This is a genomic window from Acinetobacter sp. HR7 (assembly GCF_000773685.1).
Classification (GTDB): domain Bacteria; phylum Pseudomonadota; class Gammaproteobacteria; order Pseudomonadales; family Moraxellaceae; genus Acinetobacter; species Acinetobacter thermotolerans.
Genome location: NZ_JPQO01000082.1, coordinates 1 through 18,854 on the forward strand (window position 1 = coordinate 1; position 18,854 = coordinate 18,854).

Annotated in this window: 18 protein-coding genes and 1 tRNA gene; 6 read left to right on the plus strand and 13 right to left on the minus strand. The window is 45.3% G+C overall.

From position 1 onward, the window contains the following. Nucleotides 1-120: 120 nt before the first annotated feature. The 8 genes from secF to queA form a co-directional block, all read right to left on the minus strand. Nucleotides 121-1,095 (minus strand): protein translocase subunit SecF, encoded by a 975-nt coding sequence (gene secF / locus GW12_RS04885; protein ID WP_171077665.1) that lies wholly within the window; start codon nucleotides 1,093-1,095, stop codon nucleotides 121-123. Between the two features lie 8 nt (nucleotides 1,096-1,103). After that, the gene (gene secD / locus GW12_RS04890; protein WP_034584276.1) at nucleotides 1,104-3,002 is read right to left on the minus strand and encodes a protein translocase subunit SecD; all 1,899 of its coding nucleotides are present in this window, start codon (nucleotides 3,000-3,002) and stop codon (nucleotides 1,104-1,106) included. 51 nt (nucleotides 3,003-3,053) lie between these two features. Continuing rightward, nucleotides 3,054-3,383 (minus strand): preprotein translocase subunit YajC, encoded by a 330-nt coding sequence (gene yajC, locus GW12_RS04895; protein ID WP_034584280.1) that lies wholly within the window; start codon nucleotides 3,381-3,383, stop codon nucleotides 3,054-3,056. 101 nt (nucleotides 3,384-3,484) lie between these two features. Further along, on the minus strand, nucleotides 3,485-4,615 hold the full coding sequence (gene tgt, locus GW12_RS04900; protein ID WP_034584283.1) for a tRNA guanosine(34) transglycosylase Tgt: 1,131 nt from the start codon (nucleotides 4,613-4,615) through the stop codon (nucleotides 3,485-3,487). A gap of 156 nt (nucleotides 4,616-4,771) precedes the next feature. Continuing rightward, nucleotides 4,772-5,590, minus strand: coding sequence for a DUF4303 domain-containing protein (locus GW12_RS04905; RefSeq protein WP_034584287.1), 819 nt, complete (start codon nucleotides 5,588-5,590; stop codon nucleotides 4,772-4,774). Between the two features lie 110 nt (nucleotides 5,591-5,700). After that, entirely contained in the window at nucleotides 5,701-6,267 is a 567-nt protein-coding gene (locus GW12_RS04910) for a LemA family protein (protein ID WP_034584289.1), read from the minus strand. A 22-nt stretch (nucleotides 6,268-6,289) separates the two neighbouring features. Continuing rightward, nucleotides 6,290-7,318, minus strand: a complete 1,029-nt coding sequence (locus tag GW12_RS04915; RefSeq protein WP_034584292.1) for a hypothetical protein — start codon at nucleotides 7,316-7,318, stop codon at nucleotides 6,290-6,292. 11 nt (nucleotides 7,319-7,329) lie between these two features. After that, entirely contained in the window at nucleotides 7,330-8,370 is a 1,041-nt protein-coding gene (gene queA, locus GW12_RS04920) for a tRNA preQ1(34) S-adenosylmethionine ribosyltransferase-isomerase QueA (RefSeq protein WP_034584294.1), read from the minus strand. 169 nt (nucleotides 8,371-8,539) lie between these two features. Here queA and GW12_RS04925 point away from each other — a divergent pair. Continuing rightward, a tRNA-Leu gene (locus tag GW12_RS04925) sits at nucleotides 8,540-8,626 on the plus strand. 168 nt (nucleotides 8,627-8,794) lie between these two features. Here GW12_RS04925 and GW12_RS04930 read toward each other — a convergent pair. Then, a complete protein-coding gene (locus tag GW12_RS04930; protein WP_034584297.1) occupies nucleotides 8,795-9,247 on the minus strand; it encodes a hypothetical protein in 453 nt (150 codons plus the stop codon). Nucleotides 9,248-9,428: 181 nt separating this feature from the next. Between GW12_RS04930 and GW12_RS04935 the strand changes: the two genes are divergently transcribed. Next, on the plus strand, nucleotides 9,429-9,839 hold the full coding sequence (locus GW12_RS04935) for an RcnB family protein (RefSeq protein ID WP_034584300.1): 411 nt from the start codon (nucleotides 9,429-9,431) through the stop codon (nucleotides 9,837-9,839). Between the two features lie 94 nt (nucleotides 9,840-9,933). Here the strand turns inward: GW12_RS04935 and GW12_RS04940 are convergent, their stop codons facing one another. Further along, nucleotides 9,934-10,428, minus strand: a complete 495-nt coding sequence (locus GW12_RS04940) for a phosphate-starvation-inducible protein PsiE (protein ID WP_034584303.1) — start codon at nucleotides 10,426-10,428, stop codon at nucleotides 9,934-9,936. Between the two features lie 171 nt (nucleotides 10,429-10,599). On the opposite strand from GW12_RS04940, the gene GW12_RS04945 reads away from it, so the two are divergent. After that, the gene (locus GW12_RS04945; protein ID WP_034584305.1) at nucleotides 10,600-10,806 is read left to right on the plus strand and encodes a hypothetical protein; all 207 of its coding nucleotides are present in this window, start codon (nucleotides 10,600-10,602) and stop codon (nucleotides 10,804-10,806) included. 54 nt (nucleotides 10,807-10,860) lie between these two features. Here GW12_RS04945 and GW12_RS04950 read toward each other — a convergent pair whose 3' ends face one another. From GW12_RS04950 to GW12_RS04960, 3 genes are all read right to left on the minus strand, one after another. Then, nucleotides 10,861-12,642 (minus strand): acyl-CoA dehydrogenase C-terminal domain-containing protein, encoded by a 1,782-nt coding sequence (locus GW12_RS04950; RefSeq protein ID WP_034584307.1) that lies wholly within the window; start codon nucleotides 12,640-12,642, stop codon nucleotides 10,861-10,863. A 179-nt stretch (nucleotides 12,643-12,821) separates the two neighbouring features. Beyond that, on the minus strand, nucleotides 12,822-14,624 hold the full coding sequence (locus tag GW12_RS04955; RefSeq protein WP_034584309.1) for an acyl-CoA dehydrogenase C-terminal domain-containing protein: 1,803 nt from the start codon (nucleotides 14,622-14,624) through the stop codon (nucleotides 12,822-12,824). A gap of 330 nt (nucleotides 14,625-14,954) precedes the next feature. Further along, the gene (locus GW12_RS04960) at nucleotides 14,955-15,590 is read right to left on the minus strand and encodes a hypothetical protein (RefSeq protein ID WP_034584311.1); all 636 of its coding nucleotides are present in this window, start codon (nucleotides 15,588-15,590) and stop codon (nucleotides 14,955-14,957) included. 135 nt (nucleotides 15,591-15,725) lie between these two features. Here GW12_RS04960 and baeS point away from each other — a divergent pair, with 135 nt between their 5' ends. The 3 genes from baeS (at nucleotide 15,726) to GW12_RS04975 (ending at nucleotide 18,684) form a co-directional block, all read left to right on the plus strand. Next, complete coding sequence (gene baeS, locus GW12_RS04965) at nucleotides 15,726-17,384, plus strand: sensor histidine kinase efflux regulator BaeS (RefSeq protein WP_034584313.1); 1,659 nt, start codon at nucleotides 15,726-15,728, stop codon at nucleotides 17,382-17,384. Between the two features lie 11 nt (nucleotides 17,385-17,395). Next, nucleotides 17,396-18,082, plus strand: a complete 687-nt coding sequence (locus GW12_RS04970; RefSeq protein ID WP_034584315.1) for a response regulator — start codon at nucleotides 17,396-17,398, stop codon at nucleotides 18,080-18,082. Nucleotides 18,083-18,177: 95 nt separating this feature from the next. Continuing rightward, nucleotides 18,178-18,684 carry a GNAT family N-acetyltransferase gene (locus tag GW12_RS04975; protein WP_034584317.1) on the plus strand — a complete coding sequence of 169 codons (507 nt, stop codon included), beginning with the start codon at nucleotides 18,178-18,180 and terminating at the stop codon, nucleotides 18,682-18,684. Nucleotides 18,685-18,854: the final 170 nt, after the last annotated feature.

Here is an 18,854-nt window from a genome sequence, read left to right on the forward strand (position 1 = left end):
ACGGCTAAAGGGATAAAAATACATACAGTGATCGCTATTCTCTCTCCTCATCAAGTAATTGCAAGTGAATAAAAAAGCCCATCCGGAGATGAGCTTTTCAATTTTTAGTGAAGGCCGAAATTATGGAATTTCGTTTTCATCTTCAAACTCAGGTTTCACCTGAACAATGAAGTCCTGACGGTTCAGACCCCGCCATAGTGCAAATGCTGTACCGATATAGATCGAAGAATAAGTCCCCACAAATACCCCGATACACATGGCAATTGAGAACCATTTCAGACCAGCACCACCCAGTACCATCATTGCCACAACCACCAGTAATAAGGTTGCAGAAGTATGAATGGTACGACGTAAGGTCTCAGTCAGGGCGATATCCACCACTTCGACAGGTTCTGCACCGCGAATCTTACGGAAGTTCTCGCGGATACGGTCAGAGACCACAATGTTATCGTTGAGCGAGAAGCCGATAATCGCCAGAACCGCTGCCAGAACGGTCAGGTCAAATGGCCATTGCATCATGGCAAAGATACCAACAGTCACCACGATATCGTGGAACAGCGACAGCACCGCACCCATTGCCAGCTTAAACTCGAAGCGGATAGTCACGTAAACCAGCATCAGGATCATGGCCAGCGCTACAGCACCTGCAGAACGCACATACAGCTCATTACCGACTTGACCACCCACCACATCAACCTTAGGCACCTGAGCTGCATTATCTGGTAACTGAACCGCTGTGGTAATGGCTTTGGTTAAGTCTTCTGCTTCGATATCTTCCTGCACCGGCATACGCACCATCAGGTCACGTTCAGAACCTAATGTTTGTACCACTGCATCGTTAAAGCCCGCTTTGCTCAGCGCATCACTGACTTGTGAAGGCTGTACCGGATTGGTGTAGTTCAGCTCTGCTGAGACACCACCGGTAAAGTCTAGGCCCAGATTCAGGCCTTTGGTTGCAATAAAGAAGATACTGGCCACGGTCAGGAAAATCGAAAAGATTGCCGCAGGCAAAGCGATTTTCATGAACGGAATGACACGTTCATCGTGTGGACGGCCGTACTGTTTTGAATCCAGTTGAGTATTTTCAGTCATCAGTGATCTCCTTAAATGCTCAACTTTTTCAGGTTACGTTTTTTGCCATAAATAATCTGTACGATCGCACGGGTTACTGTAATGGCAGTAAACATCGAGCAGACAATACCAATCATTAGGGTCACAGCGAAACCTTTAATCGGGCCAGTACCAATCGCGAACAGAATGAACGCGACTAGGAAGGTGGTTAAGTTCGAGTCGAAAATGGTGTTATACGCCCGGTCATAACCCGCGACAATCGCCTGTTTCGGCGAGGCACCCCATTTCATCTCTTCTCTGATCCGTTCACAGATCAGGACGTTGGCATCGACCGCCATACCAATGGTGATCACGATACCCGCGATACCCGGCAGGGTGAGGGAAGCGCCAATCCATGACATCACCGTCAGGATCATCGCCAGGTTAAATACCAGTGCGAAGTTGGCAATCACACCGAACAGGCGGAAGAACACCACCATCCAGATTGCCACCAGAATGAAACCAATTTGAGTAGACAGCACACCCTTGTCGATGTTTTCCTGACCCAGACTAGGACCAATCACACGCTCTTCCACGAAGTACATCGGCGCAGCCAGTGCACCGGCACGTAGCATCAGCGCAAGTTCAGCCGCTTCTTGTGGTGAATCCAGACCGGTAATACGGAACTGTGAACCTAACACCGCTTGAATCGTGGCGGCGTTGATAATCACAGATTCAGTATAAGGCGTACGAACTTCAGTTTGCTTGCCAGTTGCAGGGTCTTCTACATAGCTGATCTTTTGCTTGTTCTCGATGAACAATACTGCCATGCGTTTACCAACCGCATTACGGGTGGCATCTGCCATCAGCTTACCGCCAGCGCTGTCTAGGGTGATATTTACTTCAGCACCGCCAGTGTCCTGGCTGAATCCAGAAGAGGCATTTTGGACACGTTCACCAGTCAGGATACGGTTACGGTTCAGCAATAACTGACGACCGCTATCCAGTGATTCATAAGCAAAAGCTTCAGTACCAGCAGGTGGTGTACCGTTTACCTGACCAGTATATGGATCAATGTATTGATCATTCAGGTCAGAAACCAGACGGAATTCCAGGTTCGCTGTACGACCGAGGACACGTTTTGCTTCAGCCGTATCTTGTACACCCGGAAGTTCAACCACGATCCGGTTGCTGCCTTGGGTTTGTACCAGTGCTTCTGCCACACCTAACTCGTTAATACGGTTACGTAGGGTGGTCAAGTTCTGGTTCACGGCATAGCTTTCGATTTCCTGCTTACGCGCATCGGTATAAGTCAGACGCAGGGTAGAACCGGCTTCGGTTGCTACAGCCTGTTGAGTGAACTCATTACCATTACGACGCAGGAAATCCATCACCGCAGAACGGTCATCATTATTGGCAAACTGCAAGGTAATGGTGTTGTTGCTCAGGGTCAGGCTGTTAAATTTCAGGCTGTTATCACGCAGCTGACGACGCAGGTCAGTTGCAGAAGTTTCCATACGCTGAGCAATGGCCTTGTCCATATCCACTTCTAACAAGAAGTGCACACCACCACGCAAGTCCAGACCCAGTTTCATTGGCTTGGCACCAATTTTCTGTAGCCATTCTGGTGTGGTTGGTGCAAGGTTTAATGCCACAACATAATCATCGCCCAAGCCACGACGTAGTGCTTCTTTGGCTTTCAGCTGCGCTTCACTGCTATCTACACGCAGTAGGGCTGCATTGTTGCTGAAGCTGTTGTCATGAGTTGGAATATTTTCAGATTTTAAAATTTGCTCTGCTTTTTGTACCATGCTGGCATCAATCTGAGTGCCGGCTGAGGCACCCGAAATCTGTACGGCAGGCTCATCTGGATACAAACTTGGCAGGGCATATAAGGTGCTGACCACTAGGACAACCAGGATCAGCACATATTTCCATGCTGGGTAACGCATTTATTTTCTTCTTAAATTGAAAAAGTCGTGCAGGAGCACGACTTATTTTGATTAAATGTTATTCAGGGTGCCTTCAGGAAGAACTGAAATCACGCTGGCACGCTGGATTTTTACTTCCACGCCACGGTTCAGTTCAACTACTGCAAAGTCACCTTCAATTTTTGTAATTCGGCCCATCAGACCACCAGCAAACACGACTTCGCTGCCAACACCCAGACTTTCAATCAGTGCACGGTGCTCTTTAGCACGCTTAGATTGAGGACGCCAGATCAGGAAGTAGAAGATTGCCACGAATACAGCAATCATCAGTAAGTTCGCCATCAGGCTTGGTTGTTGTGCAGCTTCACCTGCAGCGTGAGCAGTCGAAATAAATAGGCTCATTTATATTTTCCTAAACTAAAAACGGTTAATTACCTGAATGATAATAAGTTGACTTGTCTGCAATTTACCTTGTCTTTTTCTTTAGCGCAAATGCTGAAAGATTAATCTTCCGGACAAGGTGGCACTTGCATACCGCGGCGGGCATAAAAGTCCTCGACAAACTGGTCAAAAGTACCTTGATCCAGGGCGTCACGCATGGCTTTAGTCAGGCGCAGGTAATAACGCAGATTATGAATCGTACCCAGCATTGCACCTAGCATTTCACCGCATTTTTCCAGGTGGAACAGGTAGGCACGGGTGAAGTTCTGGCAAGTGTAGCAGTCACAGGTTGGGTCCAGTGGGCTCTGGTCGTGACGGTATTTGCTGTTACGGATTCGTACCAGACCGCCGGTCACAAAATAATGACCGTTGCGTGCATTTCGAGTTGGCATGACGCAGTCAAACATGTCGACACCACGACGTACTGCTTCGACGATGTCTTCCGGTTTACCGACACCCATCAGGTAACGAGGCTTGTCTTCCGGCATTTTGTTTGGAAGATAGTCGAGTACCTTGAGCATTTCTTCTTTCGGTTCGCCCACAGACAGGCCGCCAATTGCATAACCGTCAAAGCCGATTTCCAGCAAACCTTTTAGAGATTCATCACGCAGGTCTTCATACATACCCCCTTGAATGATCCCGAACAGGGCATTGCGGTTTTTCAGCACATCATGGTGCTGGGTCTTACAGCGTTTTGCCCAACGTAATGAAAGTTGTAAAGATTTTTGTGCTTCTTCATGTGTTGCTGGATAAGGCGTACATTCATCGAAAATCATCACGATGTCAGAGTTTAGCGTATGCTGAATATCCATCGAAATTTCAGGTGAAAGAAACACTTTAGAACCGTCAATCGGCGAGCGGAAGGTGACACCTTCTTCCTTGATTTTGCGCATCGCACCAAGGCTGAACACCTGGAAACCGCCAGAGTCGGTCAGGATTGGATTGTTCCATTTCATGAACTGATGCAGGCCACCATGTTCACGGATCACATCCAGACCTGGACGCAGGTACAGGTGGAAGGTATTACCCAGAATCACCTGAGATTTAATTTCCTTAATGTCACGAGGCAATACGCCTTTGACCGTGCCATAGGTCCCTACCGGCATGAACATTGGGGTTTCCACCACGCCATGCTCAAGCGTTAAACGGCCACGACGGGCACGGCCCGACTGCGCTAATTTTTCAAACTTCATAGGAGTTCCAAATCAAGGCGAAAAAACAGTTCGCTGATTGTTAATGCTAAAACCGGCTATTTTCCTTGATTCTGCACATAAACGCCAGTATTCGGGTCGGACTAGGCTGTTTTATTTATGTTGTCTGTATGAATGAAAAATGAAGATCAGTTGGATTTAAGCACGTTCAAATTGGCGTAAACGTTCCTGAATTTCTTCCCGGGTCATGGCACAGCTACCATCGGTTTCTGTAGCCATGGCAGCAATATGCTGGATCAGTTTCTGGATATACAGATTGGCATCAACAAAGTGTGGTTCAAGGGTTAGCAAATAGGCTTGATGAGCCACCTGCAAATAATCATAAGCTTCCAGCTTCACCAATTGTGCCAGATCAATCAGCAGGTCTTTATCACTTTGAGAAAGCTTGAAGGACTTTGGCGCTGTTGCATTATTTTTAGATTGTTTACTGGACAGAAACTGCTGCTTTAACGCACTTTCTGGATTGAGATAGGTGGCTGATTGCAGTTCCAGCTCTGGCTGGGTGGGGGTATGAATGAAGAACAGGATCTGGCTTAAATCCAGACCATAATCCTGTTCTAAAGCGTCACGTACCTGTTTAAATAGTTTGAGTAATACATCTAGAGTGTTGGCCTGATCAATCTGCCCATGTTCCAGCAAAGGATTACCAAAACTATGCTGCTGCTTGAAATAATTATCCAGCAGGGCACGGAGCTGGGTCATACCATTGTTGCTGTTATGGGTGGTACGATATCGCCATTTAAATACATTCCAACGATCATTTTCCGATAGATACTGGGCACTGTCTTCCTGATCGTTAAAAATACTACGTTCGGTGGAAATGGCCAGATCATCGACCCGTAGCAACTCATCAAAGACCAGACTACAGGCATAGATTCCGTCATCATTGTATCGATCATAGAACTGATAAAACTCCTTGATCAGGATTTCCTTGAGGGTATCGAGATGATCCAACATAGTTTTAATTCTTTTATTATTATTTTGAAATTAAACTGCCTTATTTAGATCAGTCTCCAAATAAGGCAGTGGGTATAATTGCTTATCATCGCATAAATATGCGGCAAGTTTTAAAAATTCGGACGATAGTCAAAATTTTGCGTTACGGTCTGATCACGGAAAGGGCGAACCGCTTTTTTCTGTAGCAACATATTGTTGATGATGTTGTGCGGAAAAATCTGGATCTGGTTATTAAACAGCTCGACATTGCGGTTATAGATGCTGATGGCGGCACCGACATTTTCATTTTGCTCTTCAATTTCATTCATCATTTTCAGATAAATTTCATTGGCTTTCAGTTCAGGATAGTTCTCGATGACCACATTCAGATTATGCATCAGTTCGCGGTTCAAGCTTTCAATGCGTTGTAATTGGGCAATGTCAGCATCCTTGATATTCAGGTTCATGATGTTCTGGCGCAGCTCGGTGACTTTTTCCAGTGTGCCTTTTTCAAAACTGGAATATTGCTCCACCAAAGGTTGCAGGCCATCCAGGATTTTTAGTTTTTGACGTTCATAACTAGCCACATCCGACCAGGCACGAATGGTCGCATTATGATGCCGTACAATGCTGTTACGAATTAGGATAATGGCAATAATGACCAGAATCGGGATCACCACAAAAACAAAAAATCCCATGAATATCCCCTCAAAAAAATAATTATTTTAAAAATTGTGTCAGATCAGCGTGTAAGCGTTCCAGTTCCACTAATTTAAACGTTCTCAGATGACCACGCAATGCAGGAATGTCGTTGATATTCTTGTTTTGACTAGAAACTTTAAACAGGTCATGCGGTCCCAGATAACACAGCATGTGTTTTTCCGGATGAAACAGCAGGTCACCTTGACGTTGTTCAAAGAAATTTGCCAGTCGCATGACAAAGGCTGGAGTCAGCAGCTTTGCCATTTCCAGCTCATGGCTGCCATAAAAACTGAGACGCTGGTTGGTGCGAATATCGCTGCTATGCCAAGGATAACGATACGGATAGGAAAATTTGCGCTTGGAGGTCGTAACAGCGAGTCCCTGAATGGAAACATCAAACACAAATACACCCCACAGGTCTTTATGCACTTCTGTGACCTTGACCGACCTGCCATTTTTATCGCGGATCTGAACCTCATTCACATAATGATATTGAAAGAGCATGACCTGATGCTGCTGGCCATTTTCATCTTCCCAGATGGTACTGGCATAGCGGCTGATTTCATTACTGAGAGAGCCACGCTCAAATAGCGGAAACCAGCGTTTCAGGTTGCCAATGAACTGGATTGGATTCATTGGCATGGAAATGTGTTGCGGTTGCTGTTGAAAGCATAAATTATATTTTTTACTGAGTGCAATTTCTTCCAGGTAAGCAATTACCTCATCAATCGGTTTGCGATGTTCAAAGCTGATATAGGCCCAGAAGATTAGCAGGCAGCCGAGAAAAACACTGCTTTGCATCCAGATATTGGCTGGTGCAATCACAATCGCCAGAATCAGGATGCCACCAAAAACGGCAAGGGCAAGTGGCAGGTTATTTTCAAACTTTAAGGTGATCGGGCCATTCCAGGGATGCAGGCCATCCAATAGATCCTGATGAGTTTCTGTCTGACGACCCAGATCCCAGAGCCGGGCGATGTTGCGAAACACCACTTCATTTTTCTTGCGTCGAATATGAATGGAATGTTGCACCGCATCGATCGGCATAGGCAGGTTCCTTATCTGGAAGCGATATTGTCGATCAGCATGGCATCGCCATAACTGAAGAAACGGTATTTGCTTTCAACCGCATGCTGGTAGGCATTCAGGATATTTTCACGGTTCGATAAAGCGGATACCAGCATCAGCAGGGTCGATTCTGGCAAGTGGAAGTTGGTGATCAGGCGATCCACGACTTTGAATTCATAACCTGGATAGATGAAAATCTGGGTATCGCCAGTCCAGCCTTTCAGTTCACCACCGTTTGCTTGAGCCGCACTTTCAGTGGCACGGGTCGCCGTTGTCCCGACAGCAATGACTTTGTTGCCACGCTCTTTGGTGGCTTTGATCAGGGCCATGGATTCATCCGATACCTGACACCATTCGCTGTGCATGATGTGGTTTTCGATATTATCGGTACGAACCGGCAGGAAGGTACCTGCACCCACATGCAGAGTCACAAAAGTTTTTTGAATACCTTTTTCTTCCAGTTTTTTCAGCAATTCTTCATCAAAATGCAGCGAAGCGGTCGGTGCAGCGACACTGGCCAGTTTGGTCGGATCATTGAACACAGTTTGATAACGGACCGTATCAATCTCTTCCGCTTCACGGTTGAAATATGGCGGAATGGGTAGGGCGCCGTATTTATCCAGCACATCCAGAATCGGCTGGGAGAATTCCACAATAAACAGATTTTCATGACGGCCTTGAACCGTAACTTTGACTTCATCTGGACCGATAAACAGTTCAGCACCGGCTTTAGGCGTGTTGCTGGCTTTAATATGGCAATGCGCAACGAACTGATCCATCATGCGTTCCACCAGTACTTCTACAGCACCGCCAGTGGCGCGTTTCCCTTTCAGACGGGCTTTCATCACCTTGGTATCATTCAGGACCAGCAGGTCGCCTTCATTCAGCAAATCCAGAATATCAGTAAAGTGATGGTCATGATATTGACCATTGGCATCCAGATGCAGCAGACGGGAAGCAGTACGTTGTTCAAGGGGATAGCGAGCAATCAGCTCATCGGGGAGATCAAAGCTAAAATCGGAAAGTTGCATGACAAGTTACGGTAAATAAAAACTGGGCCTAGTATAAACTTTTTTCCTTTTCAGGGAGGAAAATGCGGCTTTCTAGATCAAAAAAATGAGATTTGTTTTAAAATTAGGCAAATGCCAAATTTCTGCGTTGACATCTGAAACAAACCGGGTAATATACCTCTCATCCACTCCCGAGGTGGTGAAATTGGTAGACGCGGCGGACTCAAAATCCGCTGTCAGAGATGACGTGTCGGTTCGAGTCCGACCCTCGGGACCAAGATTCTAAAGAACCCCAGGCATATTAAGACCTGGGGTTTTTTATTGCCTGAAATTTATAGGGGTTGTTCTAATCTTTTAAGTTTCAATCATGAACAGATAAAAAGTTTATTCCCGTGATAAAAAATCCCTCCAGATCTGGAGGGGTTTTTTATTGCTATTGAGCTGTTTAAGACTGTGGATTTGGTGGAACCAATTTATCCAGATCTTTATCAGAGATTTGATCCAGCTCAGAAATATCCGTTTTGATTTTCCATTGTGCTTCATCATCAACTGGGTTTGGCAGACGTGCTTCGAGCCAGTCGCATACTACATCGGGTGGGAAGTCTGCATGATTGCATTGAATTACCCAAGACAGAAAGTCTTTTGCTTCACCATTCATATACGGAGGAGGAGAGACCGGTAAAAACTGGGTTGGAAGGCGTTCATTTTTAGAAATGTAATTCAGGACATGACCCAGTTCCTGCACAGTTTGCCAAGCCAGTGGATGCTCGACATTAATACGAAACTTAAACCACCATGCCTGTTTGCCATCAGATCCGTAGCTATCAATCAGGTTTTTTTGAACACTTGGGACTTTACAGAAATATTCATATAAACGATCAAAACTTAAATCGGACACAGTGTTGGACTCAAAATTCGAAAAATCCAAGTGTAGCACAAAGCATGAATTTCACAGCTTAAGGGCTCTTAAAATAGTAGGCTTAGGATTTGTGACAAAACTCAGCCATGATAAAGATAAATTCATATTTTCTCCGTATATTTTGTATAAAATATAAACATATTGGTTGGGGGAAGTTCCGATGAAAATGATGATCTCGAGTGCCTGTATTGCGGGAATCCTGTTGGGAGCTTCAGTTCCGGCTGGGGCGGGGAATAACTGGGTAGGTTATACTAGCAAAGATAAATATCAGCGCCCGCCTGCACCACGTCCACCACAGCATCATCCGCAGCGTCCGTTGCCACCTGCACCGCATTATTCGAATCGTCCTGTGATTCAGAATGGTGTCAGCATTCAGTATCAGGCACCGACTACGATTTATCACAACTCGAACAGCTATAGTTGGGCCAATGGTGACCCAAATGTGGCACAGATTGAAAGCTCGCGTTATGTGCTGATCAATGACTGGCGCCGTTTGGGTTTGCCTGATCCTCCTGCTGGCATGCACTGGATTTTTGAAAATGGTCGCTATATATTGGTAAATAATCGTTAAAAGAAATTCCCTCTCTTGTTAGGAGAGGGTTAGGAAGAGGTGATTAATTAATCCCCCTATATCCCCTTTTTACAAAGGGGGATTTTTTTATCGCTTAAGCCAATTCATCATCCTCAGGTCGTGGAGTTTTACCTTCTGGTAATGGCTTTTCACTATGCTTGTCACGAATCACAGATGGATAAGTCCAGGACGCATAACGCACCACCAGAATTGCCAGTGCCAGAATCAGGATCGAACCGGTAATAATGACCAGATCCATACTGGCTTTATGGCTATGTTGAATATCAGAAATCAGCAAGCGGGTCAGGGCAGTAATCGCGATATAAATCAGGAAACGGACCGGCATGTGATTGGTCTTGAAATAAATGCCGACCATTGCGCCCAATTCTAAATAGATAAATAACAAAAGAATGTCATCAATGGTGGCGAATTGTTTGACTGCAAAAATATCAAAAACGGTATGCCCGGCAGACCAGATCACCATACAGCCGATAATGAACAAGGCAAGATAATGAAAACTTTCTACGGCCATATTGCCGAAATTGTCGAGGAGGGTTTCTATCTTTTTGGCTTTGGATTGTGGTTTCATTGCATATCCTCCTTTCATTATTTATATATCTCAGGAAAGGTGTAGCAAAATTCATGCAATAACTATGGCGTCAGCAAAAATAAATATGTAATAAGATGAAAAAGTGTATTTTTTTTAGACGAACTTGCTATATTGTAAAGGTTGTACATCGAATAATGAGGGAGAAAAAAGATGTTAGATAAAATCCAAAATAAAATTAGTCAATTACAAGCAGGAAAAAAACTGATTTTGGGGACAGGCATCAAAACTGACGACATGCAGAAAGTCCTGGCACTGTGTGAATCACTGCAGTCAGAAGGCGAAATCCGTATCGTGAATAAGCATGTGAATCCAAAAGTTGCCAACCAGCTGGACACCATCCTGATTGAAAAGGTGTAAATACCTATAAAAAAACGCCTGCAATTGCAGGCGTTTTTTTATGGTTGAACAGTCTTACGCTTGATTAGTGAAATAATCTTCAGAGAACTGCATCACCACTTCTGGACCAGCTTTCACTTTAGTGATACGCAGTGCCAGCTCAGGCAGGGTACGTTGTACGAAGTAACGCGCCAGTGCCAGTTTGTTTTGATAGAACTCGCCTTGTTTGTCTTTCGCAGCATTGGCAATGCGCGCAAACATGTAAGAGAAGCTTAGCAGACCCACCACATGCAGGTAATCTACCGCAGCAGCATTGGCAAACTCTGGGTTTTCTTTCGCAGCTTCCAAAATGAACTGGGTCACCGCTTCAACTTCTGCAGCAGCATCCAAGGTTGCATCTTTGATGAAGTTTAGGTCAGCGTCCAAGCCGTTGGCAAAGTCACGGATTTCCTGGATGTATTCCTCGATGAATGCACCGCCACACTTGATGGTCTTACGGCCGATCAAGTCCTGAGATTGTACGCCGTTAGTACCTTCGTAGATTTGTGCAATACGCAGGTCACGTACACACTGTTCCATGCCCCATTCACGGATATAACCGTGACCACCGAAGACCATTTGCGCATCCAGAACGGCATTAAATGCAGTATCGGTCAGATAAGCTTTAGCAATTGGTGTTAACAGCGCAACACGATCATTGGCTTTTTTCACCGCTTCTGCATCAGTTGAGAATTTGGTGATGTCCAGCTGTTGACCTACATATACTGCAAAAGCACGAGATGCTTCATTATTCACACGCGTATTCAGCAACATGCGACGTACATCGCCGTGTACCAGGATGCTGTCAGCAGGTTTGTTTGGAGATTGAACGCCAGATGCGCTACGGCCTTGCAAACGGTCAGTCGCGTACTGAGCCGCATTTTGGTAAGCGAATTCAGAAGCGCCCAGGCCTTGGATACCCATAGACAGACGTTCGTAGTTCATCATCACGAACATCGCAGCCAGACCTTCGTTTTCTTTACCTACGATATAGCCTTTCGCGCCATCGAAGTTCATCACACAAGTTGCAGATGCCTTGATCCCCATTTTGTGTTCGATTGAACCAGGACCTACCGCATTGCGTTCGCCCAGAGAACCATCTTCATTCACTAAGTATTTAGGCACGATAAACAGGGAAATACCACGAGAACCTGCAGGTGCATCCGGTGTTTTTGCCAGTACCAGGTGAATGATGTTTTCAGCCAGGTCGTGGTCACCACCGGTGATGAAGATTTTGGTACCAGTAATGTTGTATGTACCATCTTCATTACGTTCTGCTTTTGTTTTGATGATACCGAGGTCAGTGCCTGCATGAGGTTCAGTCAGACACATAGTTCCTGACCATTCACCTGAGTAGATTTTTGGCAGGTAAGTTTCTTTTTGTTCCTGAGATGCATAGCTGTTTAGCGCCATACCAGCACCCACAGAAAGCAATGGATACAGCATGAATGATGGGTTGGTTGCAAACAGCATCTCGTCAGAAAGCACGGTCAGCATTTTTGGCATGCCTTGGCCGCCCCATTCTTCGTCAGCGCCCAAGCCGATCCAGCCGCCTTCTGCGTATTGCTTGAATGCTTCTTTGAAACCTGCAGGGGTAGTCACTGCGCCATTGTTATATTTCGCGCCTTCTTCATCACCAGTACGGTTCAAAGGAAGTGTTACATTTTGCGCAAATTTAGCCATTTCTTCCAGAATAGCTTCAGCTGTTGCAGCATCTAAATGAGCTAAATTTTCATTGGCTTGCCAGAATTGTTCTGCTTTGAATACATCATTTAGGATGAATTTCATATCGGCAAGTGGCGCGTTATAAATTGGCATAGTGTGTCACCCGTTGTTTCTTGTTTGATTCGATTCGTTTGGTTTTGCGTCAGTCTAATGCATTAAAAATCTTATTGTTAGACGACTAAAGGTTAATTCTGTAACGCTTTATAAAGAAAAAGGACTGCCTGTTTTGTGACCGTCCTTTTCCTTGATTATGCAATTAAAACTGCATCAGCTTAGAATGCGAAGTGTTCCGCATCCAGGCTCATTAAAGGTTCAACACCAGTTGCGATCACGTCAACATGTGAGCGAACACGTGGCAGGATTTTCTTGAAGTAGAAGCGAGCTGTAGTGATCTTCGCATTGTAGAAGTCCACTTCAGTTGTACCCGCTGCAAGAGCTTCTTGAGCAACCAGCGCCATACGAGCCCATAGGTACGCAAGAGTCACGTAACCAGAGAAGTACAGGTAATCTACTGCAGCAGCACCGACTTCTTCAGGGTTTTGCATTGCACGCATACCGATCTGCATGGTCAGGTCGCCCCATTCCTTGTTCAGGGTAGCAAGTGGCTCGATGAACTCTTTCATGCCAGCATTGTCTTTGTTTGCTTCCGCAAATTTGTGGATGATCTTGGTGAAGTCTTTCAACATTGCACCTTGAGTACCCAGTACTTTACGGCCTAACAGGTCTAGTGCTTGAATTTCAGTGGTACCTTCGTACAGGCAAGAGATACGTGTATCACGTACGATCTGCTCCATACCGTGCTCAGAGATAAAGCCGTGACCACCGAATACTTGTACACCATGTTTCGCAGATTCTGAGCCAGTTTCAGTCAGGAATGCTTTTGCGATAGGTGTCAGCAATGACAGGATGTTGTCAGAGAATTTACGTTCTTCTTCATTCGCACCTTTTTCAACCACATCCGCGTGTTGAGCCAGGAAGTAAACCAGTGCACGGCCAGCTTCAGCAAATGATTTTTGAGTCAGCAGCATGTTGCGAACGGCTGGGTGTACGATGATTGGATCTGCTTCTTTTTCTGGTGCTTTAGGACCAGATAGAGAACGCATTGCCAGACGGTCTTTGGCATAAGTTAAAGCGCCTTGGAATGCTGCTTCAGAAGCAGACAGACCTTGTACAGCAGTACCGATACGTGCAGTGTTCATAAACGTGAACATGCAGTTCAGACCACGGTTTTCAGGTCCAATCAGGTAACCTTTTGCGTTGTCAAAGTTAATTACGCAAGTTGCGTTACCATGGATCCCCATTTTGTGTTCGATCGAACCACAACGTACGTTGTTGCGTTCACCAATTGAGCCGTCAGCATTCACGTTGAACTTCGGTACGATGAACAGGGAAATACCTTTAGTACCTTTCGGTGCACCTGGCAGACGAGCCAATACGATATGGATGATGTTTTCAGCCATGTCGTGCTCACCAGCAGAGATAAAGATTTTCTCGCCAGAGATTGCATAGCTACCGTCAGCTTGTGGTTCAGCTTTAGTACGGATAATGCCTAGATCAGAACCTGCATGAGATTCTGTCAGACACATGGTACCAGTCCATTCACCTGAAACCAGTTTAGGCAGGTAAGTGTCTTTTTGTTCTTGAGAACCGTGGTGTTCAAGGGTACGTACAGCACCGTGAGACAGTCCAGGGTACATGCCCCATGCCCAGTTCGCAGTACCGACCATTTCAGAAACGGTAATACCTAACGAGTTTGGTAAGCCTTGACCGCCGTATTGCTCTTCAGCAGAAAGAGAAGGGAAGCCTAGCTCGATGTATTTTTGATACGCTTCTTTGAAACCGGTTGGAGTGGTCACAACGCCGTCGTTCCAAGTACAGCCTTCACGGTCACCCACCTGGTTCAGTGGGGATAATTCGTTTTCACAGAAATCTGCAGCAGCTTCGAGGTACTGGTCAATCAGTTCACGGCTTACATTTTCCTGGAATGCAGGCAGGCTGGCATAGTGTTGTTCAGCATTTAGAAGCTCATGCAAAACGAATTGCATATCACGTAAAGGCGCTTTGTATTGTGGCATAGCGTTTTCCTCAATACTGGTTTTATACCAGCGTTATAATCCTGAATTAAAGTGAAACGTGCCTTCACTGACACGTATGAACATGGGGCTAATCGTGCAACATCTTCCTTGCTGGCACAAGCATTTCAGGGCTATTTCTTGGTGACTGTAAAGTCAAAGATAATTGCCCTTGAAATCTTAAGTATATTGAGTGTAAACGTTTTTATAAAAAAATGTGTGATACGAATGGTCAAAAAACATGAGCACTTAGATGCACTTACCTAAACAATTGGCAGAGATGAAAAAAGGCACCCGAAGGTGCCTTTAAAATAAGAAAATTCAAGTGATCAATTAAGATGCTTTTGCTGCTGGAGCAGCAACTGGTGCTTTTGGCTGGAAGCGTACATGGCATTGACCATTGATGGTTTTGTTGCCAATCTTGATTTGAGCAGCTGCACCATCTTTTTTGCCTTGGCAAGCCTGAATCACTGCTTTTTGCTGTGCCTGACGTTGTGCCAAACGTTGATCAAACTGTTTCACCATTTCGGCACGTTGTGCATCTGTCATTGGTTCACCGCGGCCTTGGCCGGGTGCAGCACGGAAGTCACCGCGCATTGGACGATGTTCACCTTTCATGCCACGGAATTCAGCGCGTGCAGCTTTCATGTCTTTACGGTCGGCTTTGAAGTAGATGTTACAGGTACCGTCAATGGTTTTTTCACCGGCTTTGACCTGAACGGTGCTGCCTACAGCTTTGTTGTCGCAGGCCTGTCGAATTTGTTTTTGTAACTCCGCATATTCAGCACGTTTTTGCTGGAACTTCTCGCGCTGTTCCGGTGTCAGGCGGTGTTCACGCTGATCATGATGTTGTTTCATCATTTTAGGATGAGTTTCGCTTTGAACATTATTGGTGGACTGACAGGCAGTCAATGCGCCCATTGATAAAACACTAGCACTTACGAGGATGGTTTTTGTGATGGCTTTCATTGTATTTCTCTCAATGCAACAGTCTGATTTCTATAATGCAAAGAATAAATAATAATGATGAAGAAACAATGGAGAGTTTTTTAAGGCTGTGTTCGCTACAATAATGAATATAGAGGAAAAACCGAGAATCTGCTTTTGAATATTCGCCGCATGCCGATTGCATTACGCCTGTTTCTGACTGTGCTGTTTACCACTCTGGTGATTACCACGGTGAGTCTCGGCGTGCTTCATTTAAATATGCAGCGTAATTTCACTCGCTATGTCGCGGATGTGGAAATGCAGAAGCTCGATCATGTGATTGCCAATCTGGGCGAAGTCTATTCAGTCTATAACGACTGGGGTAATGCCATTCAGGCACAGATTCTGCAGATTGAAGGCGAACCAGCACCGGATGATTATGACCGCCTGTCACGCTGGTGGTTACGCCGTCAATATGATATCGCATTGCAGCAGCGTTATTTCCAGGATCATACCTTGGCCAATGTGGCACCGAGCCTGATGCAATCTGATGCTGAGGAAAAACCTCCGGTGGATTCCGAAGAATTACGTTTGCTGGCAGCCAATTTGCCTTCGCAGTTCCAGCCCTTTGAAGGTTTGAAATTCCCGCTGAGTTCTAATCAGAGCCTGTTTAGAACAGATCGTAAAAATGGCAATACTCAAAGTACTCAGCCGCAAAGTGGCAAGAAACAGTTTATCCAAATGCCAGACCGACTGGGTTTAAGTTCACGTTTGTCGCTATATGATGCCCAGCGCCGTTTTGTGGTGGGTGAACAATCTGATGAACAGATTTCCTATCGTCCGATTATGGTGGGCAATAAAATTGTTGGTTATCTGGGACTGAAACCGGTGCTGGATCAGGAAGATGCCTTAAGTATCAATTTCTTTAGTAACCAGAAACGTTACCTGTTCCTGGTCTATGGCTTAAGTATCCTGACCAGTCTGATTGCAGCCTTGTTATTGGCAACCTATTTTAAACAGCCGATTCAACGTTTGTTGAAAGGTACGCGTGAACTGACCAAAGGTAATTATCAGCATCAGGTCAAAGTGAACCGAAATGATGAACTCGGTGATTTATCTAATGAACTGAACCAATTAGCTGTGATTCTGGATCAGCATGAAACCTCACGTCGTCAGTGGGTGGCGGATACTTCACATGAGCTGAAAACACCATTAGCGGTACTCCAGGCACAGATTGAAGCGATGCAGGATGGGATCCGTAAACCAACGCCGGAACATTTTGCGTCGATGTTGGCTCAGGTGACTAGCCTGAAAAAACTAACGCAGGATCTGGCAGCATTGGCACAGGCGGATGCACAGCAACTGCAAATTTATACCAGTAGTGTAAATCCATGGGATGTGGTGCAGCAGGAACTGAACAACTTCAATCCGAAGTTTGAACAGGCTCAACTGACCGTGACCGCTGAAGGTGAGGGTGCTGAACTCCAGCTAGATCTGGACCGTTTTAAACAGATCATTGCAAATTTACTCAGCAACAGCATTCGTTATACTGAAGCCGGTGGACAGGTACATATCCATACTGAACAGAATGATAAACAATGGACCCTATATGTCGATGACAGTCCGCTGGGTCTGACCGATGAGCAGCTGGCGCGTATTGGTGAGCGTTTCTATCGCGTCGATGACTCGCGAACCCGTGCGACTGGCGGCACCGGTCTGGGTTTGGCATTATCATGTAAAATTGCCCAGGCATTAGGTGGTAGTCTGAGCTTTGACCATTCACCGCTGGGCGGACTGCGTTGCAAATTGACCTTTCCTAAACAAATGAAATCATAAGGAAGTAATTCATGAAACATATCATGCTGGTTGAAGATGAAGTCGAACTTGCACAGCTGGTGCGAGACTATCTAGAGGCTGCTGGTTTTGAAGTCAGCATGTTTCATGATGGACAAGAGGCCTATAACAGCTTTACCCAACGTAAGCCGAGCCTGATGATTCTAGACCTGATGGTGCCTCGTATGGATGGTCTAACCATCTGCCGTAAGGTACGAGAACAGTCAGACTTACCAATCATTATGGTGACCGCACGTACTGAAGAAATTGACCGTGTACTGGGTCTGAATATGGGCGCAGATGACTATGTCTGCAAACCGTTTAGTCCGAAAGAACTGGTAGCACGTGTACAGGCGGTATTGCGTCGTCTGGATCGTAAGGCTGAACCGGAAAGTAATGATTTATTCCGTATGGATAAATCCCAGCAACGGATCTGGTATCAACAAAAGGCATTGAACCTGACACCAACTGAATTCCGTCTACTTGAATTATTCTTGGAACATGTGGGGCAAGTGTATTCACGTGCACAATTGCTCGATCACATCAATCCGGACAGTTTCGATGTGGCAGACCGCGTGATTGACAGTCATATCAAGAACCTACGACGCAAGATTTCTGATGCTGCAGAAACCGGTAACCGTCATGAATGGATTCAGGCGGTTTATGGGGTGGGCTACCGTTTTGAATATCCTGAGGACTAAAAGAGTTCAAGAATATTCACAAAGAGCGAATAGACCATTTCTATTCGCTCTTTTATTTTGACGAGAATAAGAAGTAGATCAAAAGGAAAAATGAAATGGAAATCCAGATTCGAGATGAGCAAAAAGCTGATTTACAGGCAATTGAAAATGTTACTCGACAGGCCTTTCTACATGCTGAACATAGCAGTCATACAGAGCATTTGATTGTCAATGCTTTGGGTAAAGCGGGGCAGTTGAGTGTTTCATTAGTCGCAGAAGAAAAGGGACAGATTGTTGGGCATGTGGCGGTGTCGCCAGTCACAATTGCTTCAGGAGTAAATGGCTGGTATGGGCTTGGGCCGATTTCTGTATTACCTGAAAAGCAAGGTAAGGGAATTGGGTCATTACTGATGCAGGCAGCTTTGGAAAATCTGAAAAAGCTGAGAGCTCAAGGCTGTGTAGTACTGGGTGATCCAAATTATTATGGACGTTTTGGCTTTAAAACTTATCCCGATCTCTACCTTAAGGGTGTGCCGGTGGAATATTTTCAGGCAATTGCGTTTCAAGGGCATGTTCCACAAGGAGAGGTGATGTATCACGACGCGTTTAATGCAACAGAATAGCTAGGTCAGTCATTTAGGTAGATAAAATAGGGAATACTAGATACCCTGTGTTAAATTATAGGCATATGTTTTTGAAATTTAATTAAATTTTTTAAAAAAGAAAAGCGAACTTAACCTAGACATACTTTTTAATAGACTCTAGATTGACCAATTTATCCCTTTAGCCGTAA

What these genes read in the sequence shown, in the direction of transcription:
- GW12_RS04935 (WP_034584300.1), top strand. Translation starts at nt 9,429, where the DNA reads ATGAAAATGATGATCTCGAGTGCCTGTATTGCGGGAATCCTGTTGGGA.
- GW12_RS04940 (WP_034584303.1), bottom strand. Translation starts at nt 10,428, where the DNA reads ATGAAACCACAATCCAAAGCCAAAAAGATAGAAACCCTCCTCGACAAT.
- GW12_RS04975 (WP_034584317.1), top strand. Translation starts at nt 18,178, where the DNA reads ATGGAAATCCAGATTCGAGATGAGCAAAAAGCTGATTTACAGGCAATT.
- tgt (WP_034584283.1), bottom strand. Translation starts at nt 4,615, where the DNA reads ATGAAGTTTGAAAAATTAGCGCAGTCGGGCCGTGCCCGTCGTGGCCGT.
- GW12_RS04915 (WP_034584292.1), bottom strand. Translation starts at nt 7,318, where the DNA reads ATGCCGATCGATGCGGTGCAACATTCCATTCATATTCGACGCAAGAAA.
- GW12_RS04910 (WP_034584289.1), bottom strand. Translation starts at nt 6,267, where the DNA reads ATGGGATTTTTTGTTTTTGTGGTGATCCCGATTCTGGTCATTATTGCC.
- GW12_RS04955 (WP_034584309.1), bottom strand. Translation starts at nt 14,624, where the DNA reads ATGCCACAATACAAAGCGCCTTTACGTGATATGCAATTCGTTTTGCAT.
- GW12_RS04950 (WP_034584307.1), bottom strand. Translation starts at nt 12,642, where the DNA reads ATGCCAATTTATAACGCGCCACTTGCCGATATGAAATTCATCCTAAAT.
- GW12_RS04960 (WP_034584311.1), bottom strand. Translation starts at nt 15,590, where the DNA reads ATGAAAGCCATCACAAAAACCATCCTCGTAAGTGCTAGTGTTTTATCA.
- secD (WP_034584276.1), bottom strand. Translation starts at nt 3,002, where the DNA reads ATGCGTTACCCAGCATGGAAATATGTGCTGATCCTGGTTGTCCTAGTG.
- GW12_RS04970 (WP_034584315.1), top strand. Translation starts at nt 17,396, where the DNA reads ATGAAACATATCATGCTGGTTGAAGATGAAGTCGAACTTGCACAGCTG.
- queA (WP_034584294.1), bottom strand. Translation starts at nt 8,370, where the DNA reads ATGCAACTTTCCGATTTTAGCTTTGATCTCCCCGATGAGCTGATTGCT.
- yajC (WP_034584280.1), bottom strand. Translation starts at nt 3,383, where the DNA reads ATGAGCCTATTTATTTCGACTGCTCACGCTGCAGGTGAAGCTGCACAA.
- GW12_RS04905 (WP_034584287.1), bottom strand. Translation starts at nt 5,590, where the DNA reads ATGTTGGATCATCTCGATACCCTCAAGGAAATCCTGATCAAGGAGTTT.
- GW12_RS04945 (WP_034584305.1), top strand. Translation starts at nt 10,600, where the DNA reads ATGTTAGATAAAATCCAAAATAAAATTAGTCAATTACAAGCAGGAAAA.